Annotated in this window: 25 protein-coding genes and 1 pseudogene; 9 read left to right on the plus strand and 17 right to left on the minus strand. The window is 57.0% G+C overall.

Annotation, left to right across the window (positions count from 1 at the left end):
- Positions 1 to 993 precede the first annotated feature (993 nt).
- The 4 genes from Q8N04_08365 to Q8N04_08380 form a co-directional block, all read right to left on the minus strand.
- Positions 994 to 1,635 (minus strand): DUF1566 domain-containing protein, encoded by a 642-nt coding sequence (locus Q8N04_08365; GenBank protein MDP3090676.1) that lies wholly within the window; start codon positions 1,633 to 1,635, stop codon positions 994 to 996.
- 81 nt (positions 1,636 to 1,716) lie between these two features.
- On the minus strand, positions 1,717 to 2,001 hold the full coding sequence (locus Q8N04_08370; protein MDP3090677.1) for a hypothetical protein: 285 nt from the start codon (positions 1,999 to 2,001) through the stop codon (positions 1,717 to 1,719).
- Between the two features lie 714 nt (positions 2,002 to 2,715).
- Entirely contained in the window at positions 2,716 to 3,084 is a 369-nt protein-coding gene (locus Q8N04_08375) for a hypothetical protein (GenBank protein MDP3090678.1), read from the minus strand.
- A gap of 408 nt (positions 3,085 to 3,492) precedes the next feature.
- Positions 3,493 to 4,734 (minus strand): Yip1 family protein, encoded by a 1,242-nt coding sequence (locus Q8N04_08380; GenBank protein MDP3090679.1) that lies wholly within the window; start codon positions 4,732 to 4,734, stop codon positions 3,493 to 3,495.
- Between the two features lie 535 nt (positions 4,735 to 5,269).
- Between Q8N04_08380 and Q8N04_08385 the strand changes: the two genes are divergently transcribed.
- Positions 5,270 to 5,515: a hypothetical protein gene (locus Q8N04_08385; GenBank protein ID MDP3090680.1), complete on the plus strand. Its 246-nt coding sequence runs from the start codon at positions 5,270 to 5,272 to the stop codon at positions 5,513 to 5,515.
- A gap of 592 nt (positions 5,516 to 6,107) precedes the next feature.
- On the opposite strand, the gene Q8N04_08390 is transcribed toward Q8N04_08385, so the two are convergent.
- Entirely contained in the window at positions 6,108 to 6,434 is a 327-nt protein-coding gene (locus Q8N04_08390; GenBank protein ID MDP3090681.1) for a hypothetical protein, read from the minus strand.
- On the opposite strand from Q8N04_08390, the gene Q8N04_08395 reads away from it, so the two are divergent.
- Entirely contained in the window at positions 6,433 to 6,645 is a 213-nt protein-coding gene (locus Q8N04_08395; protein MDP3090682.1) for a CBS domain-containing protein, read from the plus strand. The two genes, Q8N04_08390 and Q8N04_08395, sit on opposite strands and share 2 nt — an antisense overlap.
- Positions 6,629 to 6,886, plus strand: a complete 258-nt coding sequence (locus Q8N04_08400; GenBank protein ID MDP3090683.1) for a CBS domain-containing protein — start codon at positions 6,629 to 6,631, stop codon at positions 6,884 to 6,886. The genes Q8N04_08395 and Q8N04_08400 overlap by 17 nt, the downstream gene beginning before the upstream one ends.
- A gap of 207 nt (positions 6,887 to 7,093) precedes the next feature.
- Here Q8N04_08400 and Q8N04_08405 read toward each other — a convergent pair whose 3' ends face one another.
- From Q8N04_08405 to Q8N04_08450, 10 genes are all read right to left on the minus strand, one after another.
- On the minus strand, positions 7,094 to 7,351 hold the full coding sequence (locus tag Q8N04_08405) for a type II toxin-antitoxin system RelE/ParE family toxin (GenBank protein ID MDP3090684.1): 258 nt from the start codon (positions 7,349 to 7,351) through the stop codon (positions 7,094 to 7,096).
- Positions 7,352 to 7,360: 9 nt separating this feature from the next.
- Positions 7,361 to 7,615 carry a type II toxin-antitoxin system prevent-host-death family antitoxin gene (locus tag Q8N04_08410; protein MDP3090685.1) on the minus strand — a complete coding sequence of 85 codons (255 nt, stop codon included), beginning with the start codon at positions 7,613 to 7,615 and terminating at the stop codon, positions 7,361 to 7,363.
- Between the two features lie 312 nt (positions 7,616 to 7,927).
- Positions 7,928 to 8,548 carry a hypothetical protein gene (locus Q8N04_08415; protein ID MDP3090686.1) on the minus strand — a complete coding sequence of 207 codons (621 nt, stop codon included), beginning with the start codon at positions 8,546 to 8,548 and terminating at the stop codon, positions 7,928 to 7,930.
- Positions 8,549 to 8,770: 222 nt separating this feature from the next.
- Positions 8,771 to 9,523 (minus strand): MBL fold metallo-hydrolase, encoded by a 753-nt coding sequence (locus Q8N04_08420; GenBank protein MDP3090687.1) that lies wholly within the window; start codon positions 9,521 to 9,523, stop codon positions 8,771 to 8,773.
- A gap of 145 nt (positions 9,524 to 9,668) precedes the next feature.
- Positions 9,669 to 10,277: a hypothetical protein gene (locus Q8N04_08425; protein MDP3090688.1), complete on the minus strand. Its 609-nt coding sequence runs from the start codon at positions 10,275 to 10,277 to the stop codon at positions 9,669 to 9,671.
- A gap of 146 nt (positions 10,278 to 10,423) precedes the next feature.
- Positions 10,424 to 10,684, minus strand: a complete 261-nt coding sequence (locus Q8N04_08430) for a GlsB/YeaQ/YmgE family stress response membrane protein (GenBank protein MDP3090689.1) — start codon at positions 10,682 to 10,684, stop codon at positions 10,424 to 10,426.
- Positions 10,685 to 11,002: 318 nt separating this feature from the next.
- The gene (locus Q8N04_08435; protein ID MDP3090690.1) at positions 11,003 to 11,320 is read right to left on the minus strand and encodes a type II toxin-antitoxin system RelE/ParE family toxin; all 318 of its coding nucleotides are present in this window, start codon (positions 11,318 to 11,320) and stop codon (positions 11,003 to 11,005) included.
- Entirely contained in the window at positions 11,296 to 11,493 is a 198-nt protein-coding gene (locus Q8N04_08440; protein MDP3090691.1) for a hypothetical protein, read from the minus strand. The genes Q8N04_08435 and Q8N04_08440 overlap by 25 nt, the downstream gene beginning before the upstream one ends.
- 183 nt (positions 11,494 to 11,676) lie before the next feature.
- The gene (locus Q8N04_08445; GenBank protein MDP3090692.1) at positions 11,677 to 12,366 is read right to left on the minus strand and encodes a hypothetical protein; all 690 of its coding nucleotides are present in this window, start codon (positions 12,364 to 12,366) and stop codon (positions 11,677 to 11,679) included.
- A 167-nt stretch (positions 12,367 to 12,533) separates the two neighbouring features.
- Positions 12,534 to 12,785, minus strand: coding sequence for a hypothetical protein (locus Q8N04_08450; protein MDP3090693.1), 252 nt, complete (start codon positions 12,783 to 12,785; stop codon positions 12,534 to 12,536).
- 665 nt (positions 12,786 to 13,450) lie between these two features.
- Between Q8N04_08450 and Q8N04_08455 the strand changes: the two genes are divergently transcribed.
- Positions 13,451 to 13,717 carry a hypothetical protein gene (locus Q8N04_08455; GenBank protein MDP3090694.1) on the plus strand — a complete coding sequence of 89 codons (267 nt, stop codon included), beginning with the start codon at positions 13,451 to 13,453 and terminating at the stop codon, positions 13,715 to 13,717.
- An 840-nt stretch (positions 13,718 to 14,557) separates the two neighbouring features.
- Here the strand turns inward: Q8N04_08455 and Q8N04_08460 are convergent.
- Positions 14,558 to 15,642 (minus strand): annotated as a pseudogene (locus Q8N04_08460) (IS3 family transposase).
- Positions 15,643 to 15,883: 241 nt separating this feature from the next.
- On the opposite strand from Q8N04_08460, the gene Q8N04_08465 reads away from it, so the two are divergent.
- The 4 genes from Q8N04_08465 (at position 15,884) to Q8N04_08480 (ending at position 20,887) form a co-directional block, all read left to right on the plus strand.
- Positions 15,884 to 16,021 (plus strand): hypothetical protein, encoded by a 138-nt coding sequence (locus tag Q8N04_08465; GenBank protein ID MDP3090695.1) that lies wholly within the window; start codon positions 15,884 to 15,886, stop codon positions 16,019 to 16,021.
- A gap of 126 nt (positions 16,022 to 16,147) precedes the next feature.
- A complete protein-coding gene (locus Q8N04_08470) occupies positions 16,148 to 16,318 on the plus strand; it encodes a hypothetical protein (protein ID MDP3090696.1) in 171 nt (56 codons plus the stop codon).
- A 485-nt stretch (positions 16,319 to 16,803) separates the two neighbouring features.
- Positions 16,804 to 18,702: a radical SAM protein gene (locus Q8N04_08475; protein ID MDP3090697.1), complete on the plus strand. Its 1,899-nt coding sequence runs from the start codon at positions 16,804 to 16,806 to the stop codon at positions 18,700 to 18,702.
- Between the two features lie 232 nt (positions 18,703 to 18,934).
- Entirely contained in the window at positions 18,935 to 20,887 is a 1,953-nt protein-coding gene (locus Q8N04_08480; GenBank protein ID MDP3090698.1) for a radical SAM protein, read from the plus strand.
- Positions 20,888 to 20,988: 101 nt separating this feature from the next.
- On the opposite strand, the gene Q8N04_08485 is transcribed toward Q8N04_08480, so the two are convergent.
- Positions 20,989 to 21,252: a hypothetical protein gene (locus Q8N04_08485; protein MDP3090699.1), complete on the minus strand. Its 264-nt coding sequence runs from the start codon at positions 21,250 to 21,252 to the stop codon at positions 20,989 to 20,991.
- Between the two features lie 34 nt (positions 21,253 to 21,286).
- Here Q8N04_08485 and Q8N04_08490 point away from each other — a divergent pair, with 34 nt between their 5' ends.
- Positions 21,287 to 22,525, plus strand: coding sequence for a radical SAM protein (locus tag Q8N04_08490; protein MDP3090700.1), 1,239 nt, complete (start codon positions 21,287 to 21,289; stop codon positions 22,523 to 22,525).
- The last annotated feature ends 64 nt before the right edge of the window (positions 22,526 to 22,589 follow it).

The following is a 22,589-nucleotide window of genomic DNA, read 5'->3' on the forward strand; positions in this document are numbered from 1 at the left end:
TGCACTCGTCTCAGTTCCTTCACACTCATGATGACCCTGTCCTCTCCGACCATCCAGCCCTCCGTCTGAAAGCCGGCAGTCTAGCAACGAAGAGGACATTTCTACTGTGGTGAAAGCGGACATTATCATTGTGGTATTACAGATTGGTCTATCGCGATGTGGGAGAACGGTGATGGGTGGGAGGCGAGGAAGGCGCGGGACCGCCACGCGCCGGGGAATTCAGAATGTTCCTGTTTTGTCCTTCCGTCCATGCTTTTTAGCGAAGAAGGGAGAGTGTCCTACTTCTTAAAGTAGTTTCTTATTTCCCAATGCGCGGAGGAAGCAGATGTAGATTGCAGGCGTGATATCGTGCGAGTGGATCATCGCCCCATTCCCATCTGTCGGGCATTGAATCGCGGAGCGTATGGTCGTTAAAAATTTTATCCTGCTTGCGCGTAATCAACGCAGCTCTGCAATTATCCTCAAATAACTTCCTCAAGGCATCAGGCCTGGTAGATCCTAGTTTTAGGGCTCGCTCCGCAAGCTTCCCAAGCGGAACTACATGCTCATGTATGAGCCCTTCATCTCGACCAGCTGCTCCTAAAGCTTCCCTCGTGTGCTGAATATGATCAACGCTAAACTTGATTGCATCTATCTTCACCTCAGCCTTCTCGGAATCGAAAGCATCTGCAGTCCAGCGCCATGCAGCAAACTTGATTAGTCGAATCGCAACCCTTTCAAGGAGTGATCTGATTCAGCCATTTCGCACGCGACTGAGACAAGTCGCATGATTGCCGATCGATGCTTTTGATCCAAAGGTTTATAGGTTGTCACGATTCATCGATGGGAGCTGTAAGGCTACCAGACATATGTGAGCTCAAACTGAGGTGCCGTTTTGAATAAGTTTACTGCAAAGGCGGAGGTGGATTCATCACTCCGGAGGCGATGGGAGCGCGAGGATCGAGAGGGACAGGGGGTGTGCCCCTGTCCCTCGCTATTCCGGTCAGCGATTTTTCAATACACAGACTCCTGCATCGGGCCGCGCACACACCAGACTGAACTAGTACTGGACTTGCCGGTCCATCCCGCATGACCTTCATCGAAGCCCACGGTCCACGCGTTGCCAGTCCCCACCGCATTCGCCGTCGCTGCCCAGTAGGAAGAAAGCTGCACGCCCGTAAACACGGCTGGAACAAACGGCGGCGGCAGAGACGGGTCAATCAGACTGGCCAACTCAACCACCGATGGAAGCCGCCAGCCTCGCGAGCCTCCGACATTCTTTTCGATGCATTGGAGACGGGCGTCGATCCAGGTGGGGCCGGGAAGGAGTGTGGCCGGCGATTGTTCCCACACCAGCCCGGTGTTGTTGTCCCTGACCGCGGCATTGTTAAATTCCGGCAAGACCGTAAAGCGTGACACAGAGGGATTGTTGGTGTCCCACCGTAGCGTGTGATTTCCTGCTCCGCCTCCGCTGCCACCGGTGTTGAGCTTGGCGAGGATTTCATTCAGCTTCCCCAAGATGTGCTTGAAGGGATTTTGATGGTCGTGGGCTGCCGCCGGGGCAACGCTTCCGCCATAGTTTATCAGGGAAAGGCTTCCGACCAAGACCGCCACGCCGATCCCACTCATCCATCTGTTCCGTTTGCTTCGCATCATGTTACGATTCCTTGGTGATGTGGTAATGGTACCCACTGACTGTCTCCGGACCCACGCGTTATCCTATGTAACGCGTCTCTCTTACGGCAGAGCTGCGCCCGTACCCCTGTTCTCTATCTCGGGCGCTGCCTGCGGCTCGACCGCCCAGTGTTGTTCGATCAGCTCCATCGCCTTTTTCCGTACATCGTCGTTGTCATCATCGAGTGCCACTACCAGGGGATCTATTGATGCATCGGCGCCCAGCGTTGCCCATTTGTCCAAGGCCCGCAGCCGTACCGACACATCCGGAGCATCAAGCGCCTGTGCCATCCAGATAGGCAGAACCAGTTTGTCCGGCAGAGGAGAAGGGTCGTCGATCGCCGCCATAGTGGCGTGGTTACTGAGTGGTGATGGAGTGTGTGGCGAAGTTGCCGGGGACTCGGGCGGTGCTACCTGGCTGGCGCGGGATGCGAGGTTCTGCTCGGAATCTGATTGAGCCGGCCCACATCCTGACAGTCCTGAGAACAGTATCAATCCCAGGAGCCACGCCTTGTGCGGACACAGCATGGGCAGGTGAGGCGGTATTGGAGATAGAGAGAAAGAGCTAGTAGCAACGAGTTTATGATCGAGAACAATCCGTGCCGTACTCATTCCCGGGTGTATGATCGACCGCATCTCCATCTAAATAGTCTCCGTACTACGCGTTACGGACTCGGTGGCACTGCTCCCTACGGTATCGCAATCGTTATGCCGCCAAGCTGCTTGCGGGTGCGGCCAATACTCATGAAAATTCATCAGTGTGACCAAAAATGGCACTGGGTACGGTAAGGAACTGTCCCTGCCTGAGCAGCGGAACGACAGAAATTGGCAGGAGACTCTTGGAGGCTCGGCGTTATGACCGGTTCATCTCAATTGGACCGTCGGAGTTTTCGCATAACCGCAGCGGCCAGCGATGAGTAGGATGGAATCATTGGAAGACGAATGAATATGAGGGAGGAAGGAAAGGGGGTTGGGATGAGCTGTCCCGCCACGCGCCGTGAAATTCAGAATGTTTCCGTTTTCTCTCTCGGTGCGATGCTGTCAAACTAAGACTCCCGACCCCTAGAGGTGAGAGAGGAGGATCTTGGTAAGAGCGATCAAGTGCTCGCGGGTAGTGCTCCCTTCCACCACGAACACGACTGAGCCTTTCCGCCCGACCAGCACGCCTCCCGTGAGGGTGCCGTCATCGGCGCGATACTTTGCTTCGTCGGCAATTCCCGTGAGCACTTCAGGGGGTTTACCGTGACTAAACGCATTGCTCACTTCGGACTTGAATGTAAAGATGACGAAGTTCTGATCCGGCACAGCGACGACGCGAACCATTACATTGCGGCGGTCTGTCGTAGTCCATACGCAATTGTCGCCGCCGTTGGGGTCCGGTCCCGAGGCATCCTCCTGGATGCTGACCGCAGCGCTAAGGACCTTAGCCACCTCTTGCTTCGTGATGAGATCGCACGCAGATTGTGATTGAGCGGCCCAAAGAGGAGGTGCAACAGCCGTCAATAGCACCGTTATAAAGGTGAGGAGCTGAGAGACGTTCCGTGTGTGCCGGGCGCGTCCATCTATCAAGGTTCGCAATGTGTTCGTCATGATCGAGTCTCGTTCACTTGGTCTCTCATTTCTTGATCAAAACAGATGCACAAGGGGGAGGCTGTACGGCTACGCGACCGCTGGGTGCATCAAGTGTGAATGCGGAGCGGATAAGCAGTTGTGGAAGGTGCCGAACGCCACACGCCGGGAAATGTTGGACTGCAAGACCTGGCCCCGCTTTTTCTTTCGGAGGCTGTGCAATGCCTCTGCACCCGCTACTCTGCATAAGAGAAGGGAAAGGAGCCGCAGCTAGCCTTTCATGCCGGCTAACTTGCTCAAATCAAGCTTTTCCAGCACGCCCTTGAGTTCCTCCATCGACACATCAGCTCCTTTGGCCTCCACCACGAAACGCTTCTCGATCAGGAGTCCCAATTCACCACTGTGGTCACGGGTGTTGTACTTTTCGTACGCCTTGTATCCCCGGAACGTCGTCGTTTTCTCGTAACCGGTCGGGGAGTCCTTATCAATGTCGTTGTTCGTCCAGGCATAGAGCGCCAGGCTTGCGAACCCGCTCGCGTTACCGATGTCCGAGATGATCACGTCGATGGTCCGGTGATCTTCGCCGGTATACCGTGCTTCGGCTTTACTGATCGTCATCCCCAGTGCGGTCGATTTCTCGCCGGAGGCTTCGGCTCGCTGCAGGTTGCCCACCGCCTCCGGCAGCAAGGCCTTGAGCTGTCGGAAATCGACCGGCTCCACGAGTTTCCCTCCGCTCGCAGCCTGATTGAAGGCTTGCATCACGTTACCTGCCGCCTGGAATGCGTCGCCAAGGTTTGCCGGTGCGTCCCCGGCCTTGGTGTTTTCACCGGACTGTCCGGCCTTCTCAAGCCCCTTCGCGAAGGATTCGAGGTTCTTGCCGACCTGCTCGAGTTGTTTGGTCGTTTCTCGTTCTTCCCTGCTTTGGGTCACGGCCATGGGAACACCCACAAACGCGGCGCTGACAGCGCCGATCACCATGAAGAGCACGATCGCTGCGATCACGACCGAGATGGTATAGCCCATGGATCGCTCAGGTGGCGATTTCATCAGCACAGGGAGGCCGAGATACAGTAGGTATAGCGTGTAGAGTGCCGCCAGAAGCCCCAACACGCCGAGCGCCGGAATGAGATGGAAGATCCCGCCGACCCAGGCGGCCGTCGCCCCGTAGGCTGCCACCTTCAACGCCTGCATGAGATTGCTGGTGCCGCCGAATGTGGGCGCCAGCGTATTGATAATCAGCGCGAGCACGTAGATGCCGGCCAGCCCGAGCACATAGCTGACCGCCACTTGTGACAGGAGGCTGGTGAACGACATCCGTATCGTGCCCGCGAACGGCATCTGCACACCGACCACCGACAGGCCGATCAGCATGGCGATCGGTCCAATCGCGGCCAGCGGCATGATGTACCCGGTGTAAAGAGCCTGCGTGGAGGTCTGTTCAGGATCAATCACCGGCCATTCCGTTTTCGGCTGGAGCAGAATGTTCTTCACACGCTCGACAATATTCATCATGTCCCTCCCTTTGCTGGACCGGGCAATATGCCAGGCCGCTCCGCATATAGAACACGGCGGGTGCTCAGATAATGGCAAATGCGAGTGGTGGAGGAACCAGGATGGAAAGAAAGTCCCGCAGAGATCGGCAATTCACGTCTGTCATGCAGCAGGCTCATCGCGAACGCTCCGGTTCGAGGAACTGCCACTGGCGGCAAGGCTATCATAGAGGCGAAACAATAGGCTAGCGAGGCGGCGTCCTGCCGGGATCACCCGGGGGCGACAAGTCCGATTCCGTGACGGGATGGATTGAACGAAGAAACAGGGGCATTCTACTTTTTCAGATCATCTTGGTCTCCGGGTGTCTGGGGTGAGAAGCGGTGAGGGGTGGAGAAGCGAAGAAGCGAAGAAGCGAAGAAGCCGCCGGACGCCACGCGCCGGGAAATTCAGAATATCCTCGTTCTTTTCTCCCCAAAATCTACACATGGTTCTTTGCCCGTCTTTTCGTGCCGGTCGTCGATTGAAATAGTATGGACCCTTATATAGACTGCGTTGCATGAGAAAACGGTACTCGCCCTCAGAATGGATGGCAGCACTTGAGCGGGATCCCGGTCTACGGGGTTTCTCTCCCACAGCTACCGCGAAACGTCTGAATATCAGCGAAGAGGCAGTTGGAGATCTGATATTGAGCGGAGCGCTCAATGTTGCAGACGTCTATGAAGACGGCGAGGTCGTGAATATCATCATTCCGGATCGCGATATCCAGCGACATGCGGCCAAATCAGCAGAAGTGAAGCTGTAGAAATAGGGACAGTTGTATTTGTCCTTTCCTGCCTTGAATAGCTCCTGCCCGTGAATATCCTATTCGTTCCTTCTATACGTTCCCCTGAAATGAGCGCGTCTACCAGCCGAATCACTACGAACACGCCAAAAGGTAGGACGATTCAGTTTACTGCAAAATCGCAGGCGTACCGATCACTCCGGAGGCAATGGGGGTGAGGCGAGGAAGGCGCCGGACGGCCGCAGGGTTGCTGACTGCGGGTGTCCCTTCAGCCAGCTACGTTCGTGCTCTCGTCGCGTCATCAGTTCGTGCTGAGCTCGTGTATGGATGGTACGGGTTATGCCGATGCCTATTTGAAAAAAATGAACTAATTCCGGTTGACATGGTTTCTTGAAGAGGAGTAAGGATGAAACTGCGCGTGCAGTCGTTCCTGAAGAGGGGGCTGGCGCAAGGCGAGGCTGTCCGCAATCCTTCAGATCACTTCGAAGCCAGGAGGAGGTGGAGATGGATAACCTTAGTCCGCCGGACCACCAGGGCCCGCCGAGTGACGGGCGGGCTTCTCGTCAGTCACGCTAGCCGGTTCTCCATCGGCTGTCGCCTTCCCGCGTAGGGATCACACAAACCGATGAGCCATTGTGGAGAGTCCGGGCCGGTGTGAGGAATATCCACTCAACTCACCCTTCTCCGCTGACGAGCTGCCGTTGTAACCATCCTTGAGCGGGTCTTCCCGATCAGCACAAAAGAAAGCCAGTCGGCGTCCTAAGCGCCACACACGGGCGATCTCCTCACTTCCTGCAAGGTCGCCCGTGCTGCTTCCTTCTTGATCGATCCAGCCGTCTTTGAAGGCAGGCGACCGGTCCCGGTCGTTGCGGCGTCGACGGAGCACGCACGCAGGGCGAGAGCCGAACTTCTCATTGCATTGCGAGAAGGAGGTGGTCATGCGAGTCCATGACGTCATGTCAACCAGCATCGTCACTGCCAGAAAGACGGATTCGGTTCGATCGATTGTCATAAAAATGATGAATCGCAATTGCGGGGCCATTCCCGTGATAGACGGAGACGCCCGGCTTATCGGGATGGTGACGCTACGCGACGTCCTGCTGCCGTTGTATCCTAACTATGGCGAATACATTCATGACAACGTGTCATAGTCGGGATTTTGTCGAAATGGAAGAGGGGTATCCTGAGGCGCTTGGCAGGAAAGTCGAAGAGATCATGAGTCAGAATCCCCTGACGGTGGCGCCCCACGACCCTGTTTTGGAAGCGGCCTCCTATATGGGGCTCAAGAACTTCCGGCGCATTCCCGTCGTCGAGAAGGGCATGCTGGTCGGGATGCTCAGCATCGGCGACATCAACCGTGGATTGTTCTTCGAGAAAGGCATGCGAGGCTGACCGCAACGTGCCGGTGACGCACCGAGTTCACGAATGCCCGTGCCCTGGGTGACCATGAATGGGCGTGAGGGTGAGTGATGGGTGTGCCTTGCCGGTGGTGTTCATCCGGATGTGCCAGAAATGCCGAGTGAACCATTGCTCCGCTCCGCGCCGGGGAATGCAGAATGTCCCTGTTTTTTCTTCCCTTATTCTGGGGGAGAGGGGAGGTTATCGGTAGATCGCTTTCCGGTCGCCGATCTTCACGACGAGGACGATCAGTTGTTTGTCTTGAATCGTATAGATGATGCGGTAATCGCCTTCCCGAATGCGATACAAGTCCTCTTCGCCGGCGAGTTTCTTGATGCCATGAGGGCGAGGATTCTCACGTAATGATTTGAGGCGCTTTACGATCCGTTTTTGAACCGGTTCGGCGAGCGCTTTGAGCTGTCGCTCAGCAGGCGGGGCGAGGAGAATCGAGTAGGCCATGGGGGAAGGCTAGAGACCGAGTTCCTTTATGACGGCCTCCAGAGACTTCGCGCCTTTCTTCTTCGTCTCGGCTAAGGCGGCTCGCGCATCTATCAGGTCGATGCGGTCTTCCAAGTCTTCCAGTAATCGCAAATCCTCCATCGAAACCACGGCGGCCACTTCCTTTCCGCGCCGTCGCAAGACCACCCGCTCTTTGCCGAATGCGACGCGGTTGATGGTGTCTGCAAACCCTTCGCGTGCTTTACTGGATGGAAGATGCGCCATGAATCACCTCATTGGAAGTGTACGAATCGTACAAAGCGTACGTTTGGTGCGATTGTTTGTCAAGGGGAGGGAGTCAAGATGCGAGAGGGCATGGCGAGGAAGGCGCCGGACGGCCACGCGCCGGGGAATTCAGAAGATTACGGGTTTCCAACCCCAAGCGAAGATTTCGGCGACGCCGGGATTGGAATCGACAATGCGGAGGGGGGAGGCCGAGGAAGCCGCGAGAAACCAGCCCGTCCTCTTTCTCGTCCTCCCCCTGCTTATCCAGTTTCTTTCGATGCATACCTCAATAAGTCTTGATGGCGGGTGGACTTACTGAGGGGGCATTGTTGTCGTCGTGGTGGTCGTGGTCGACGTGGAGCTTGTCGGGCTAGTCGGTTTGTCGCTGGATTGATCGCTCGGGCGGCCTGGCTTTTGATCACTGATGCGATCGCTGGCCTGCCCACTGGTTCGATCATTGGGTTGCTCCCCGGTCTGCCCACTGCTTCGGCCACGGTTTTGCTCACTGGTTTGACCCATGGCCTGGCCGCCCTGTCCGCCAACCGTGATGACTCCCGGAACGTTGAGCTCACCGGTCGTCATAGCCGATTCCATCCTGACGGTATACCGGAACGTGCCGGCATCCCGGAAACAAACGCTGGCAGATTGATTCGTGGTGAGTTGGGCTGTGCCGCTGGGTGTCATCCACCCGCCGAAATTATTGTTGCATGACAACTGCTTATCCGACACCGAGTCGATAAAGACGACTCGCACAGGTGCGGTCCTCTTGTTGATCCACCGTATTTCATCGCCTGGATTGACCGCAATTGCACCGGATGTGAGGGTGTCCCCAATGATGATGTCTTTGACATCCCCAGTCCTCGTCACGGTTGGCGTCCCCTGGCACCCCATGACAAACACTAACGCGAACCCCAGATAGCGAATTTGGTTCATGGCATCCCCCTGTTGTAATTGGAAATCTATCAACCGAATGTCCCTCGGTTCTTTTATGACGGTCACTACGTAATCTCACTTGGCACGATCCGTCGGTGGTGACCGGATCACGCGTGGTATTCGATCCTACGCGCATGAGCGATGCTTACTCTGATCAATGCAGCTCAGTATGAGAGATTGGTTTATGGTGGAGACGGCCTGAAAGAAAGGGGGCAGGAGTGATCAGGTGGTCCGGCCGGCTCTCATGTTGGCGGGGATGGCGATATCCATTTTGGCGGGACGCGGCACGTGTCTTCGATTCATCATGTCGACGAACGCCGCCTGGTCGATCGAGAGGTTGAGGCGTTCGTTGAATCGCTGTTCCTCGCCGATCGTGGAGGAGATCCGGCCCTGATAATCATGCCCGGGGTAGACGATCGTGTCGTCCAGCAGCGCGAACAGTTTCTTCCGGACGGAGTCGAACAGTTTCTCCGGCGAGCCGCCCTGGAAATCGGTCCGGCCGTTGCCGCGGATGAACAACGCATCGCCCGTGAAGACGACGCCGGGAAGCACGTAGCTCGTGCAACCGTTCGTATGACCGGGGGTTGCAAGCGCCGTCAGTGACGTCTGGCCGATCCGCAGCGCCTCGCCCTCGAACAGGAACAGATCCGCGCCGGTGACCTCGCTCTTGGCGCCGCCGCCGTACACGATCTGCGCGCCGGTTCGATCTTTGATGGCCGAAGCGCCGGTGATGTGATCGGCATGGATGTGCGTTTCGACGGCAAAGCGGAGGGTCAGCCCAAGCTCGTGGATAAGTCGAACGTCGCGCTCGACGTTCTCGATCACGGCATCGATGATCACGGCCTGCCTGGACTCGCGATCACTCACGATGTAGCTGCGGCTTTCCGCCCGGTCGTCCGCGTCCTGCATCTCGTTGACGTCCAACAGAACGGTGACGATATAGGTCGTGGTGATTGCCGTGGGATGTATTCGCAAAATCTATTGCGAAGCGAGCAGAAAGCGCGGCCATTGTAACGTGGCCTGTCGGTTTGGTCTATCGCGGAAGTAGGTGAGGCAGGAGATGCAGGGCGTGACGGCTGCTTGTCGTGCAGGAATGAAGCGTCGAATGAAGCATGCGCGGTTAGGAGGGCGCAGCTGAACTGCTGAGGTAGGCCAGACGGATCTCAGGCAACGTCCGCTCAGCGAGGGAGCGCAGTTCCTCTAGGGTCTGCAACAGCAATGTGCCGGTCGCTCCAGTCGCTCCTACATGACCTGTCCTTATTGCGGAAAATGATTTGAGGGCGATATCGACTAGACGTTGATGATCGACCGAATAATAATGCAGGCGTTGCTGCAAAGTTTCCGCCTGGTCATCGATTAAGACCTGGTGAGCAGATCCAAATGCCGTGACGGCGTCGGCAATCGCATTGTCGAGGCAACGGTTGAGCGTGCGAAATTCAGTTGTAGAGATTTCCATGTCCTGTTCGCCGGCTAACTGGGTGACGGATTGGCACACATCGCCATAATCGTGCACGACCTGGTCGATGGTATATCCGAGTCGGAGTAAGTCACCGCCGTGCACGGCAGCGGCGCGACCGATCTCCGTATGAGCCGGCGTCGGCGTTGTCTCGACGGTATCGACATGAGGGGTGGTTTGTTCGAGGCGAAGGGTCTCGACGAGCTGCTGCAGGAAGAGCGGGACACCGTGATCGAGTGCGATGGGACTCTCGGAGGGCGAGAATCTTTGCACTGCATTGTTCCTGCAACGCGTGATCAACTCTGTACGGTTCGAAGTCAAAAATTCGTGGAGCATGATTCAATGGTACTCGATCGCTTCTTGAGTGGCTGCTCACAATTGCTCAGTTTGTCTGCCCACTGTCCTTGTTCCGTAATTTGTTAGGCTGCGAGCCAGTGATAGAGCATCAGTATGATAAGCGCCCCGATGATTGCGAAGACAAACGCGATGATATCGGAATCCCCGCTGAGACCTACTTGGCCCCCAAGACAGCCGCCGATCAGGCCGCCTCCGATCCCGATCACCGTCGTCCCGATCAACTGACCCGGATCCTTTCCGGGCATCAGCACCTTGGCGATAACGCCCACGACAAGTCCAAACACCAGAAACTCGAGGGTAGTAGTAAGTGACGTCCAATCCATGAAGCCTCCGACGATGTGATTTTGGTGAACGGCGTACTATACAGGTTTCTTGCCCCAGGGCAGCAAGCCTTGTGGCAAAGAGAAAGGGGACCAGATCGATCAGTTCATCTTTGATCATGAACTGGTCACATTGCGGATCTGCATGAATCGGCAGCAGCCATTGGGGAGGGAAAACTGGCGAGCGAAGATTGAGGCGACGATGGGCTTGGAATCGACGATGCGGCAGTTGGTGAGGCCGAGGAGGCCGCATATGTGCCCTACGCGGTGTCAATGAAATCGGGGGCGGCTCAGAATCTCCCTCTTTTTCTTCCCAACGTCTCAGATGCCAATGTCCCAAGGTTCTCGGCGAACAAGTGCCTGTAAATCTCGAGCACCGTGGACGACTCGAAGAATGAAGACGGTGTCGTCTTTCACGAGATAGACGATTCGATAAGTTCCGAAAATCACTTCTCGAAGATCCGAGCGATTGAACTCGGGAACAACGCGTCCGATGTGGGAGTTCGTGAGGAGTGTCTCTGTGGATTCAACCATGCGGTCGACGAACGTGATCGCATGGAGTACGGAATCACGGGCGATGAAGTCTTCGATGTCCTGAAGATCGTTCCCGGCAGTCAGCGACCAGCGGACTTGCGCCATCGGGCCATTCTCTCCTTCAGCTCTGCCTGGGTGAGGATGCGTCCCTCAGCTACGTCCTGAAGGCCCTTTTCCACCTGCTGCTTGAAGAACAGCTCCTCCATAATCCCACTCGTGGTCACATCGTCAGGCAGCTTCTTGATCAGTTCCAGCGCTTCAGCTTTTGCCTTTGCCATGGGTGTTCTCCTTAGCCGTTCTTGCAGGTAAGGCTATGCCCGGATGCCTGAAAATGCAAGTCTGCCGAGGGATGAGATGAGAAGAAGGGGAGAAGTGGGGGAGACGAGGAAGGCACCGGACGCCACGCGTCGGAAAGTGGTTCCTGACACCTGTTTCTTTGTCTAGTCCGTCGTCACCGGCGTTCAGTCTTCCACGCCCACGCCGATCACGATGAGAACCGCATAGTCCTGCTTCGTGCAGCCCTCGACCGGAGGCATCGTTCCCCCTGGCGCTACTGGAAACGCAGTCTTCTGCACGTGTGCCGGCGAGCACGAACCACCAACCGCTGCCGGTGTATAGCGCGCGGAGCGGCAGGCCAGGTGCGTCACATCGTAGAGCGTCGCGCCCTTATCGAGCTCCCAGCGCCTGTCGCCATTCCTGTCGGCGGGATGAATGGTCAGCACAGCCGTCACCTTGCGGGCGCCCGTGACCAGGTATTTGCCGGGAGGGAGCGGAAAGGTCGGCTGCTCCATGATCAAGCCATGCTCCTCCAGCCACCAGTCCCTGTCGTCGAATTTCCAGCGCGCTGGGGCGACGCCACCTGCATCCTTCAACCGTTTATAGTTGGTCAGCTCAACGCCCCGAGGACCCGGGTCCAGAGGCCACAGACCCCACGATTGCGCGCCGCTCCCGGAGGTCGCACCTGGATCGCCCAACGCCGCGATGAACTGTGTCGATATGCGCTGGAACTTCGTCTGACCTCCGCCTGCGGCGTGGGCTTGGCTTGAACTCAGATCGAAGGAAGGGAGCAAGAACGAACCGAGCAGAAAGAGTACCGGGATGAGCGGAACAAACGTAGAACGGGCAGAAGAACCATCGTCTTGTTTTGTCATCTTTGCTCCTGCGCCTCGATGCCGAGCAGAAAGCCGTGGGTCACTCTACTCTTTCACGACCGCCTGGTCCATCGGCCTTGTGTTGTGAAGGGGAAAGGTAAAGGCGTCGGATCGCCACGCGGCGGGAGATTCAGAATGTCCCCATTCTTTTCCTCCATCCCTCATGATCACCATACGTAATGGGGCTGACGTTCGCCAAGGACGAAACGCGCTGCATCCCAGGCATCGATCGCCAAAGAGATGGCATTGGTGGCGATGAGCGTGACGAGCCAAGCATGGAACGCGACTTCCCCTTCCGGGATCGTGGCAAAGCGCAGGGCCATCCACGCCAGCATGGGCACCCAGATCATATGTGTCACTCCGAGCAGCCGAATGAAGCGCTTGCGCTGATAGATCAGCGCTTGGGCGAGCAGCGCCATGCCTACTGCTCCTAGTGCGACTTGAGCCTCAATGTGCATGATGAATAACAGACCCGCCGCGTTCACGGCGACGAGCCACGCACCCCACATTCTCTGAACGGGCCGGAACCGAATCAGAACGATTCCGAGCAGTTCAAAGACTGACCGCATGAAGCCGATTCGACTCGTTGAGGTGTCCAGTTCGGATGATAGTACGGTGGTCCTCATATCGGTCCTCCTGTGTGTGCGCGCGTGACAGCACTCGGTTTACTGCTCGACGGCCCCCACTATAAGGGACATTCCTCTTGCTGCTTATCCGGGAGTCTGATTCTCTTAGCAGCGGTGGGCGAGGGGTGCGTGTACTTATCTAGGCGTCCGGATTCTCGCTTGCCGAAGCGCCGCGACGTGAGTGTAGATCCACCTGAATCAGTCTCGGCAATCCTCCAAGCCGTGAGGCTGGAGTGGAATGATGTAGCGTGAAATGTCTTACGGTGAGGCGCGAGAAATACGCGCTGCGTACGGGGGAACGTAACCAAACACCGTTCCGCAACTCAGAAGAAATTTAGAATGTCCCCGTATATTTTCTTCACTGCCCTTAGATAATATAGACCGATTTTATGCTCTTTACCCCACGTAGATTGCGGTGGATTGGTGTCAACGAGGTCTTTATATAAAAGGAGATAACAATGAGGCATGTATTGAGTATTGCCGTGCTAGCTTTTGCAATCGCATTGCCAGGCTGTACGGTCCCCACCACGTATTCAAAGTCCATTGCTGTAAAGAAGGATGCTGCTGGAAATGTTCTTGAGATTGTTGAAACTGAAACAGTAGTTCAGCCTGGGGGACAAGGGTATCCAGTTCGATTTGAACGGCTGAAAGGCATTCAGCCTGCAGCGGGTGTATCGCAAGAAGATGATGGTCGAAGCGCTTATGAGTTTCGCAAGAGCAAATAGATTCTAGGGTAGGGGGATTAGACTGGGTTTAGGTTAACGTGCTGTGTGTGTGACGGAAGGAGAGATGAGTGTGGGGTAGAATAAAAAAGGGGACAGGCTACTTTTTCTTGCGATATAGCTACTGATTCGGATACCGTACTGACCCATGCCTCGGATTCCACGCGGACAAGTGGCCGGACACGCCTACCATGTTTTGAATCGGGGGAACGGTGGGGCGATCGTCTTCCATAAAGATGGCGACTACACGGCCTTCCTCGACTTGCTTACTGCCGCGAAATCAAAATTCCCCGTCAAAGTGTTCGGCGTCTGCCTGATGCCGAATCATTTCCATCTTGTCGTGCAGCCCGCCACTGAGGCAACGCTGAGTCCATTCATGCAGTGGTGGATGACGAGCCATGTCCGGCGGTATCACCAGCATTACCGGAGTCATGGACATGTGTGGCAGGGTCGGTTCAAAAGTTTTCCGATTCAGCAAGACAGTCATCTCCTCACGGCCCTTCGGTATGTGCTCCGCAATCCAGTTCGTGCGGGTTTAGTCGAGCATGCGATGGACTGGCCCTGGTCCAGTCTGCGCTTCCCACGGGTGAGTGACTCGTTGCCTGCCGAGATGCCGAACGAGTGGTTGCAATGGATCGATCAGCCGCTCTTTGATCATGAACTGGTCACGTTGCGGACCTGCGTGAATCGGCAGCAGCCCTTCGGAAGGGAAGGCTGGCAAGCAAAGATAGCGGAGACGTTGGGGTTGGAATCAACGATGCGGAAGCGGGGGCGGCCGAGGAAGCCACTAGAAAAGTAGCCTGTCCCCTTTTCTTGGTTGTCCCCTTTTCTTGGCTCGCGCGTGGGATTGTAGAAGCACTCGATGTAATCGAACACGTCCGCTTTGGCTTGGTCTCGCGTGCGGTACGTTTTGTTCGCCGTGCGTTCAGTTTTCAACGAGGAGAAGAAGCTCTCCATCGCGGCATTGTCCCAGCAGTTACCGGCTCGGCTCATGCTACAGGTCACGCCATGGTCAACCAGCAGCCGCTGGAACGGCTCACTGGTGTACTGGCTGCCCCGATCCGAATGATGCAGGACCGCCTCTGGCTTGCCGCGCCGCCAGATCGCCATCACGAGGGCATCGGTGACGAGTTGCGTGGTCATCGTCGCCTGCATGGACCAGCCGATGACCCGGCGTGAGAACAGGTCCACGACCGCGGCCACGTAGAGCCAGCCTTCGGCGGTCCAGAGATAGGTGAAGTCGGCGACCCATTTTCGATTGGCCGACGCGGCCGTGAACGTCCGGTCGAGCACATTCGGCGCGACGGCGTTTGTCGACCGCACGCCAGTATCCAACGGCATCTTCCGGCGCCTGGGGCGGGCGCGCAACGCCGCGTGTCGCATGAGCCGTTCGATCCGATGTCGGCCGCAGGAGACTCCCTCTGCTAGCAGATCGTGCCAGACACGCCGGGCTCCATAGGTTCGGTCACTGGCGAGAAAGCTGGCTTGCACCCTCGTCAGCAGCTGATCGTTGGCCCTCGCCCGGGCACTCGGCGATCGGGTTCGCCAGGCATAGAAGCCTGCCCGCGAGACCCCGAGCGCCTCGCACAACCATCCCGCCGGCCAGATCCCTCGGGGTGTCGCGATAAAGGCGAACTTCACAGCGCCTCTTTCGCGAAGTAGGCCGCGGCTTTTTTTAAGATATCGCGCTCCGCCTTTAGCTTGATGACTTCACGGCGAAGCCGAGCGAGTTCCGCCTGCTCAGGCTTCATCTGCCCCTGGCCCGGAAAGGCCTGTGCCGCGTCGGCGGCAGACTCCTGCACCCATCGGCGCAACACCGTCCCATGCACGCCCAAATCCCGCGCGGCTTGCGCCACCGTCACCCCGCGCTCCTGGATTAACTTCACCGCCTCAATTTTGAACTCGCGCGTAAACTTCCGTCGCTCCATGACCTACCTCCGGTTTCATTCATACACCTAACTCGGTGTCTTTGAAACCGGCAGCAGCCCACCCAAAAGATTTAGGGAAGGTAAGACGGGACGCTAACAAGTGTCAATTGTAAAAGGCCAAAGAGGGCGTTTGGCTCTCGAACTGATTCCCCCGCCCCCTTACAATGTGTCCTCCTATAGCTAACCCCTTGGCATTCTTTCGGTTTCTGAATGCCGGTGCGATAGACGAGGAGCCTCCTTCATGCGCATTGAGTCGTCGAAGGGCGAGCGGGCTTCCAACCAGGAAGCTGAAAACGACCTCTCGCGTCGTTCTCGGCTCGCCAAAATCCTCAACGTACCCCAAGGGTACGCCTCCGGTTTTGACTTGCCTGCGGCCTAGCGGGATGCCGTTTTGAGCATCCTGGGGGTTCGTCGATTATTCTTCTAACACGGATCCGCCGGTTTTGAGCTGTCCGTTTCCGCGCTCCACTTCCCAGACATTTTTAGTCCGGCTAAAATACTGACCATGGAATTGATCAAGTATATTTATTGGCAGGATCAAGGGCAGTGGCTCGGCTACCTCCAGGACAATCCGGATTACTGGACACAAGGGGAGTCCTTCGAAGACCTGCAATCCCATCTTCGCGATCTTTATCGGGACCTGACGAAGGGCGAGGTTCTCTCAGGTGTGCAGTAGTAAAGGTGGTGTATGGGCAGCATCGAAGCGATCGAAGAACAGATTGAGAAGCTGTCTCCCGAGGAGCTTGCCGCGTTTCGTCGGTGGTATGCGGCATTTGACGCGGAGACATGGGATCGTTAGTTCGAGGCTGATGTGAAGGCTGGTACAATCGATGCCTTTGCTGAAAAAGCTCTTCGCGCTCATACCTCGGGCCAGTCGAAACCGCTTTGATTCATCACGCCTCTCTTCTTTTCCCTATCAAAGGAGTGGTCAGGTAGTCCTTCATTGCGCGCATTGAGGGACCACTGTTTCTCCGTGGGGCCTCAGCGAGCACAAAGGACTATCTGGCCGCTCCGCTCCCCGCTCTTGCATATCAATCTTTGGCCCCCTTACAATGTGTCCTCCTATAGCTAACCCCTTGGCATTCTGGGGTGTTTCACCCGCCTTTGCTGAAGCTTCGGCGGGCTCCGGAATGCCGGTGCGATAGACGAGGAGCCTCCTTCATGCGCATTGAGTACTCGAAGGGTGAACGCGCCTCCAAAGAACTGATTCTCCTGAATCGTCAGAGTTTCGAAGCTTCCAGCGGCCGGAAGATGAAGGTCATGCTGATCTTCCCGCCGGACTGGTTTCCTTCCGAACCCTATCTCAGTCTTCCCTCCCTTACCGCCGTCCTCCGTCAGGCCGGTCATACCGTCATCCAAAAAGACATCAACCTCGAAATGTGGGACTGGTACTTCAGCGAGGACTTTTTAAAGAAAGTCCTGCGCCGGGTGCCGCAACAGCTCGACCGGCTCCGGAAGCTCTCCAAGAAGCGGGATCTGGACGCCAACGAGATGGATTTGCAGCTCGCGCTCTGCGACGTGACCAGGCAGCGGATCGACGAATTGATCAAGAAAGCGGAGAAGGCGAAGGCGATCATTCGCGGGGAAGTCTTCTACGAAATCGATCAGTTAGAGTGGGCCATTCAAGTATTCCGCGAGGTGACGTCGGTCATTTCGATGGTCTATGCCCCGGCGCGGATCTGCATGCCGCCGATGGAGACGGATCTGTCCTATAAGGTCTTCGTCTCTTCCGAAGTCATCGACGCAGTGAACGATACCCAGGTGAACATCTACCGGGATGTGTTCGACCATTTGGTGAAGCCGGCGATCGAGGCGGAGCAGCCGGATGTGATCGGGATCTCGATCGTCCTGCAGCAGCAGATGTTCTCCACCATGACCTTCTGCGCCCTGATCAAACAGCACTTCCCCAACATCCACATCACGATCGGCGGCAATACGGTCACGCGCCTGCGCGATGTGCTGCCGGAGTCGCCGCTGTTCCAATACTTCGACAGTGCCGTAGTCTATGAAGGGGAGACGGCTTTCGTGCAACTGGTGTCGGCTGTGGGGGCGAAGCGGAGCCTGGCCGACGTGCCGAATACGATCTACAAGGACGAGACCGGCGTCCATACCTCGGAGACGAGCTTTGCGGAAGATATGCATGCGCTGCCGCCGCCGGATTTCGACGGGCTGCCGCTGGAGAAGTACTTCGTCCCAACGAAGATTCTGCCCTATCTGGCGACGCGCGGCTGCTACTGGGGCCGCTGCGAGTTCTGCGACCATGGTGAGGGCTATACCGCCGGATACCGGAGCAAGAAGATTCAGGACATTCTCGGGGAGATCCAGCATCTGCGCGACAAATACGGGGCGAAGCATTTCCACTTCACCGACGAGTCATACCCGCCGGCTTTGTTCCGCAAGCTGGCGCGCGGCTTGATCGATACGAAAATGGACATCGTCTGGACGACGCACATGCGGTTCGAGAAGAGCCTGCTGGAAGATCAGGTCTGGCAGGATGCGAAGGAGTCGGGCTGCAAGTATCTCCACTTCGGCTATGAGTCGGGGAACGAGCGGGTGCTGAAGCTGATGGACAAGGCGACGACGACCGCCATCATGACCGAGCATCTCAAGCGCACGGCGGAGGCCGGCATCTGGAACCACTGCATGGGCTTCTTCGGCTTTCCCGGCGAGACGAAGGAAGAGGCCTGGTCGTCGGTGGAGTTTCTGGAGCAGAACAAAGACTATGTGCATTCGCTGGGGTTCGGCACGTTCGACCTGGGCCGGCATAATCCCGTGGCGAAGCATCCGGAGAAGTGGGGCGTGACCGCCTACAAGAATCCCGAATGGGATCTGGCGCTCGACTACTACTACACGGTGAAGAACGGGATGAGCATCGAAGAAGCCGAGCGGGTGTTTCAGCAATTCGAACAGAATCATTACGCGGGCTGGGACCTGCGGCTCTACATCAGGGAATACATTTTTCTCTATATTGCGAAGTTCGGGCTGGAGAAGTTGCGGGATCTGCAATATCAGTCAATGAAAACGGCGGGGGTGACGCCGACGCTGGCTGGAAAGATGTGATTTGAATAGTGCTGAGTCCTGGGTGCTGAGTGCTGAATGATCTGAACAGACACTTGACGCATGACGAGGTCGGACAAGGGACGAGGCAGTTGAGCTGGTCCCAAAATCCCTCCCCTTTGTAAGGGGGGGCTAGGAGGGGTAGAAGCCCGGTCTCTACCTCCCCTTCCCCTTCTTACAAAGGAGGGGAAAGAATACCAGTGACGCGTGATGAGCAGGGAAATAGAAAGAATATATGAGTAGCTCCGGCCTCGTACAGATAGACGGTTTGTCGCCGATCAAGAAAGAGGATCGGAAGACCTCGAAGGTGATGCTGCTGTTTCCGCCCGAGTGGGTGCCGACGGCGCCCTATCTGGCGTTGCCGTCGCTGACGGCGGTGCTGCGGGAGGCCGGGCACACGGTTGTACAGCGCGACATCAACATCGAGATGTACGACCACTTCTTCACCATGGAGTTCCTGATCTGGGTGAAGGCTCGATTGGGCATGCAGCTCAAGCCGCTGCAGGACAAGGAAAAGGCCGGGACGCTTACGGATCGCGAAGCGGATCAGAAAGCCGTGGTCGAGCAGGCCTATGCGGTGGATGTGTTCGATCTGGCCGAGCGGGCGGAAGATGCCAAGCTGGTTGTCCGCGGCGAACGGTTCTACGAAGCCGAAAAACTGGAGCTGGCGCTCAATACCTTCCGTGAGGCGATGCAGTACATCTCCGCCGCCTACTATCCGGCCTCGCTCGTCTTCTATCCGATGGAAAGCAACCTGGGTTATCGTCCGGGAGTGTCGAAGGAAGTCTTCGCCTGTCTCGACGACGAACAGGTGAACGTCTACCGCGATATCTGCAATCAGCTGGTGCTGCCCTCCGTGAGCAAAGAGAAGCCGGATGTGGTCGGTATCTCCATCGGCACGCAGATGCAGCTGCTGGCGGGCCTGACCTTCTGCAAGATGATCAAGGAGACGTTCCCGCACATCAAGGTCGTGGTCGGGGGGAACGTCATCACACGGTTGCAGGAAGAACTGCCGCATCACGAGCGGTTCTTCACCGAGGTGTTCGACGCGGCGATCCTCTACGAAGGCGAACATGCGCTGCTCTGGTATATCGAGGCGCTGAACGGGCAGCGGGCGCTGGAGTCGGTGCCGAATCTCATGTATCGCCATGCCGACGGGGTGAAGCAGAGCAAGGAAGTCTATACGGAGAAGACGGCGGCGCTGCCGCTGCCGGATTTTGACGGCCTGCCGCTGGATCATTACTTTGTCCCGGAGCGGATCATTCCCTATCTCGCGACGCGCGGCTGCTACTGGGGCCGCTGCACGTTCTGCGACCACGGGCAGGGCTACTTCGATCAATATCGCGGGATGACGGCGCAGCATGTGATCGAGCAGGTGACGGCACTGCGCGACAAGTACCAGTGCAAACATTTCCTCTTCTCCGACGAATCCTATCCGCCGGCGCTCTTCAAGAAAGTCTCGCAGCTACTGGTGGAGCAGAACGTCGGGATCAAGTGGACGACGCTCATCCGTTTTGAAGAAACCTTACAGGACCAGGCGATCTGGGATCTGGCTGCGAAGGCCGGCTGCTGCACCCTCTATTACGGCATGGAGTCGGCGAACGAGCGTGTCTTGAACCTCATGGATAAGCATGCGAAGAAGAGCGTGATTCAGAACAATCTCCACCAGGCCTCGAAGGCGGGGATCTGGAACCACGTGATGGCTTTCTACGGCTTCCCCGGCGAAACGAAAGACGAGGCGCTGGAAACGCGGCAGTTCGTTATCGACAATCAGCCGGTCATTCACTCCGTGGAACTCTTCTACTTCGTGGCCTACCGGCACACGCCGATGGTGCGCAATCCGGAGAAGTTCGGCATCACGATCCACAAGCAGGAGGAGTACGACCTGCCGCTGGACTACTACTACACGCTGAACGAGCCGAGCACCCTGTCGTGCCTCGATGCGATGCAGATGTGCGAAGAGTTCTACAAGAACGATTTCCAGCCCTGGGCCGTGCGGGTGAATTCCCGCGAGCACGTGTTCCTCTACATCTCCAAGTTCGGTACGAACAAGCTGCCGCAGATTTATGCGAAGCAGCAGGTCGCGGTGGGCGCGGCGGAAGGTGTGTCAGGCCTCGTCACCTGGCCGGTGGCGCAGTCCGAGGGGAACGAAGGGATGGCGCGGGTTACGAGCCACGACGCGGGTTAACAGGATGATCAAAACGTCATCTAACAAGGCCGCAGGGAGCACGGTGACTGAGGCCTAGCCTCGGGGCTAGGTCGCAGGGAGACGTACGACTGAGAACGCCGTTAGGTGGCGTTTTCATCATCCGGCACGAGGACGGCGGTGAGGAGAGCATACGAGGCTTCGACCAGCTTGGTCATTTCTTCGGCCTTCTTGTAGGCTTCCATGTACTTCTTGGGGTTGTTGGTCAGATTCGAGTAGCGGGCGGGATTCCAGGTATAGAGCTGCACGCGCTTGGCCCGTTCCAGGTCTTCGGTGGTGACGGGGAGCGTGAGATCCAGAATCTTCAGTGCCTGGGCGATTTCTTTGGGGATGGTCTCGTCAGTCATACCGTTACTTTAGCTGGAGCAAGGTCGTCAATCAATGCCAATGCCCCTCCCGATGCTTCAGGCCGCTCCGATCTTCACGAAGAAGGATTATCGCGATGTGCTGCGCCGTGAGATGGACGCGGGGAAGATCCCGCTGAGCCTCGGGCGCGATTGCCCGGTGAAGTGCGAGTTCTGCTACGAGCTGGATCACTCCTACCGCGAAACGCTCGATCCGCCCAAGACCTCCGACGAGGACTGGAAATACATTCTCGATTACATCAGCAAGAAGCCGACCGACCCGAAGCAGTTCTGGTGCCTGGGCGGGAACGAGTTCATGGAATGGACCGATCTCTTCCTCCATCCCAAGGCGATGGAGTGGGTCGAGGACTTTCTGAAGTACACGGACAAGAGCATCCAGTTCTTCACTGTCGGCTTCGTGCATGTCCCGAAGATTCATCAGCTGGTCGCGCGATATCCTGGACGGATCAACTTCGAACTTTCGGTCATCACCCTCAGCGAGTATCGCCAGCGGCTCATGCCGCACGCGCCCTCGGTGAAGCACCTCATGAAGGTCCTCGACGGTCCGGCGGTGTCGTCGGCCAATTTCTATACCTTCGATGCGAATACGATGTCGAAAGATGCGGTGGAGATTTCCAAGATCAATCAGAAGTGCGTGCTCTGGATGGGCACGCTCACGCCGGTGCGCGGCCTCAAGGAGGAGACGGCCGGCCTCATGCGGCAGGGCCGGAAGCATCTGGCGGAGGAAGCGCTGCGGATCTACGATGCGGCCTTGCCGAATCTCCAGACGATCCACACGGAGGCCTATATCACGGCCTTTCTGAGCAGGAAACGGATCATCAGTCTCTTCGATTCGCTGGAATTGGAGAAGAAGGATACGCTGGTCACGGGCTGGAGCGTGTCGAAGATTCTCTCGATGTACCGGAAGAACAAGGCGCGGGTGCTTTACGTGCCGAATGCGATGCTGAGCGGGGATTCGGATTGCACGGTGTTGCTGACGTTCGACGACATCGCGCGGCGGTTGACTACCGAGAAGACGATCCACGTGCCCAAGTGCATCATGCAATCGGGCCGCGGTCCCTACACGGACATCACCGGCGTGACGCTGGAACAGTTTACGGAAAAGACCGGCGTGAAGGTCAAAGTGCTGCACAAGGTCGATACGCGGTTTGCCAACGAGCAGCTCTATCGCAACGGGTCGTTGCAGAATTATGTCGAGAATTATGTGCGCAATCCGATGGTGCAGTCGTATGAAGCATTTCCACGCCCTGCATAGCAGCATGTTGAAAAAGGCTTCTGGCGGCGTTCTCGGTCGTACGTCTCCCTGCGGCCTTGCCACA

The organism is Nitrospira sp., assembly GCA_030692565.1.
Classification (GTDB): domain Bacteria; phylum Nitrospirota; class Nitrospiria; order Nitrospirales; family Nitrospiraceae; genus Nitrospira_D.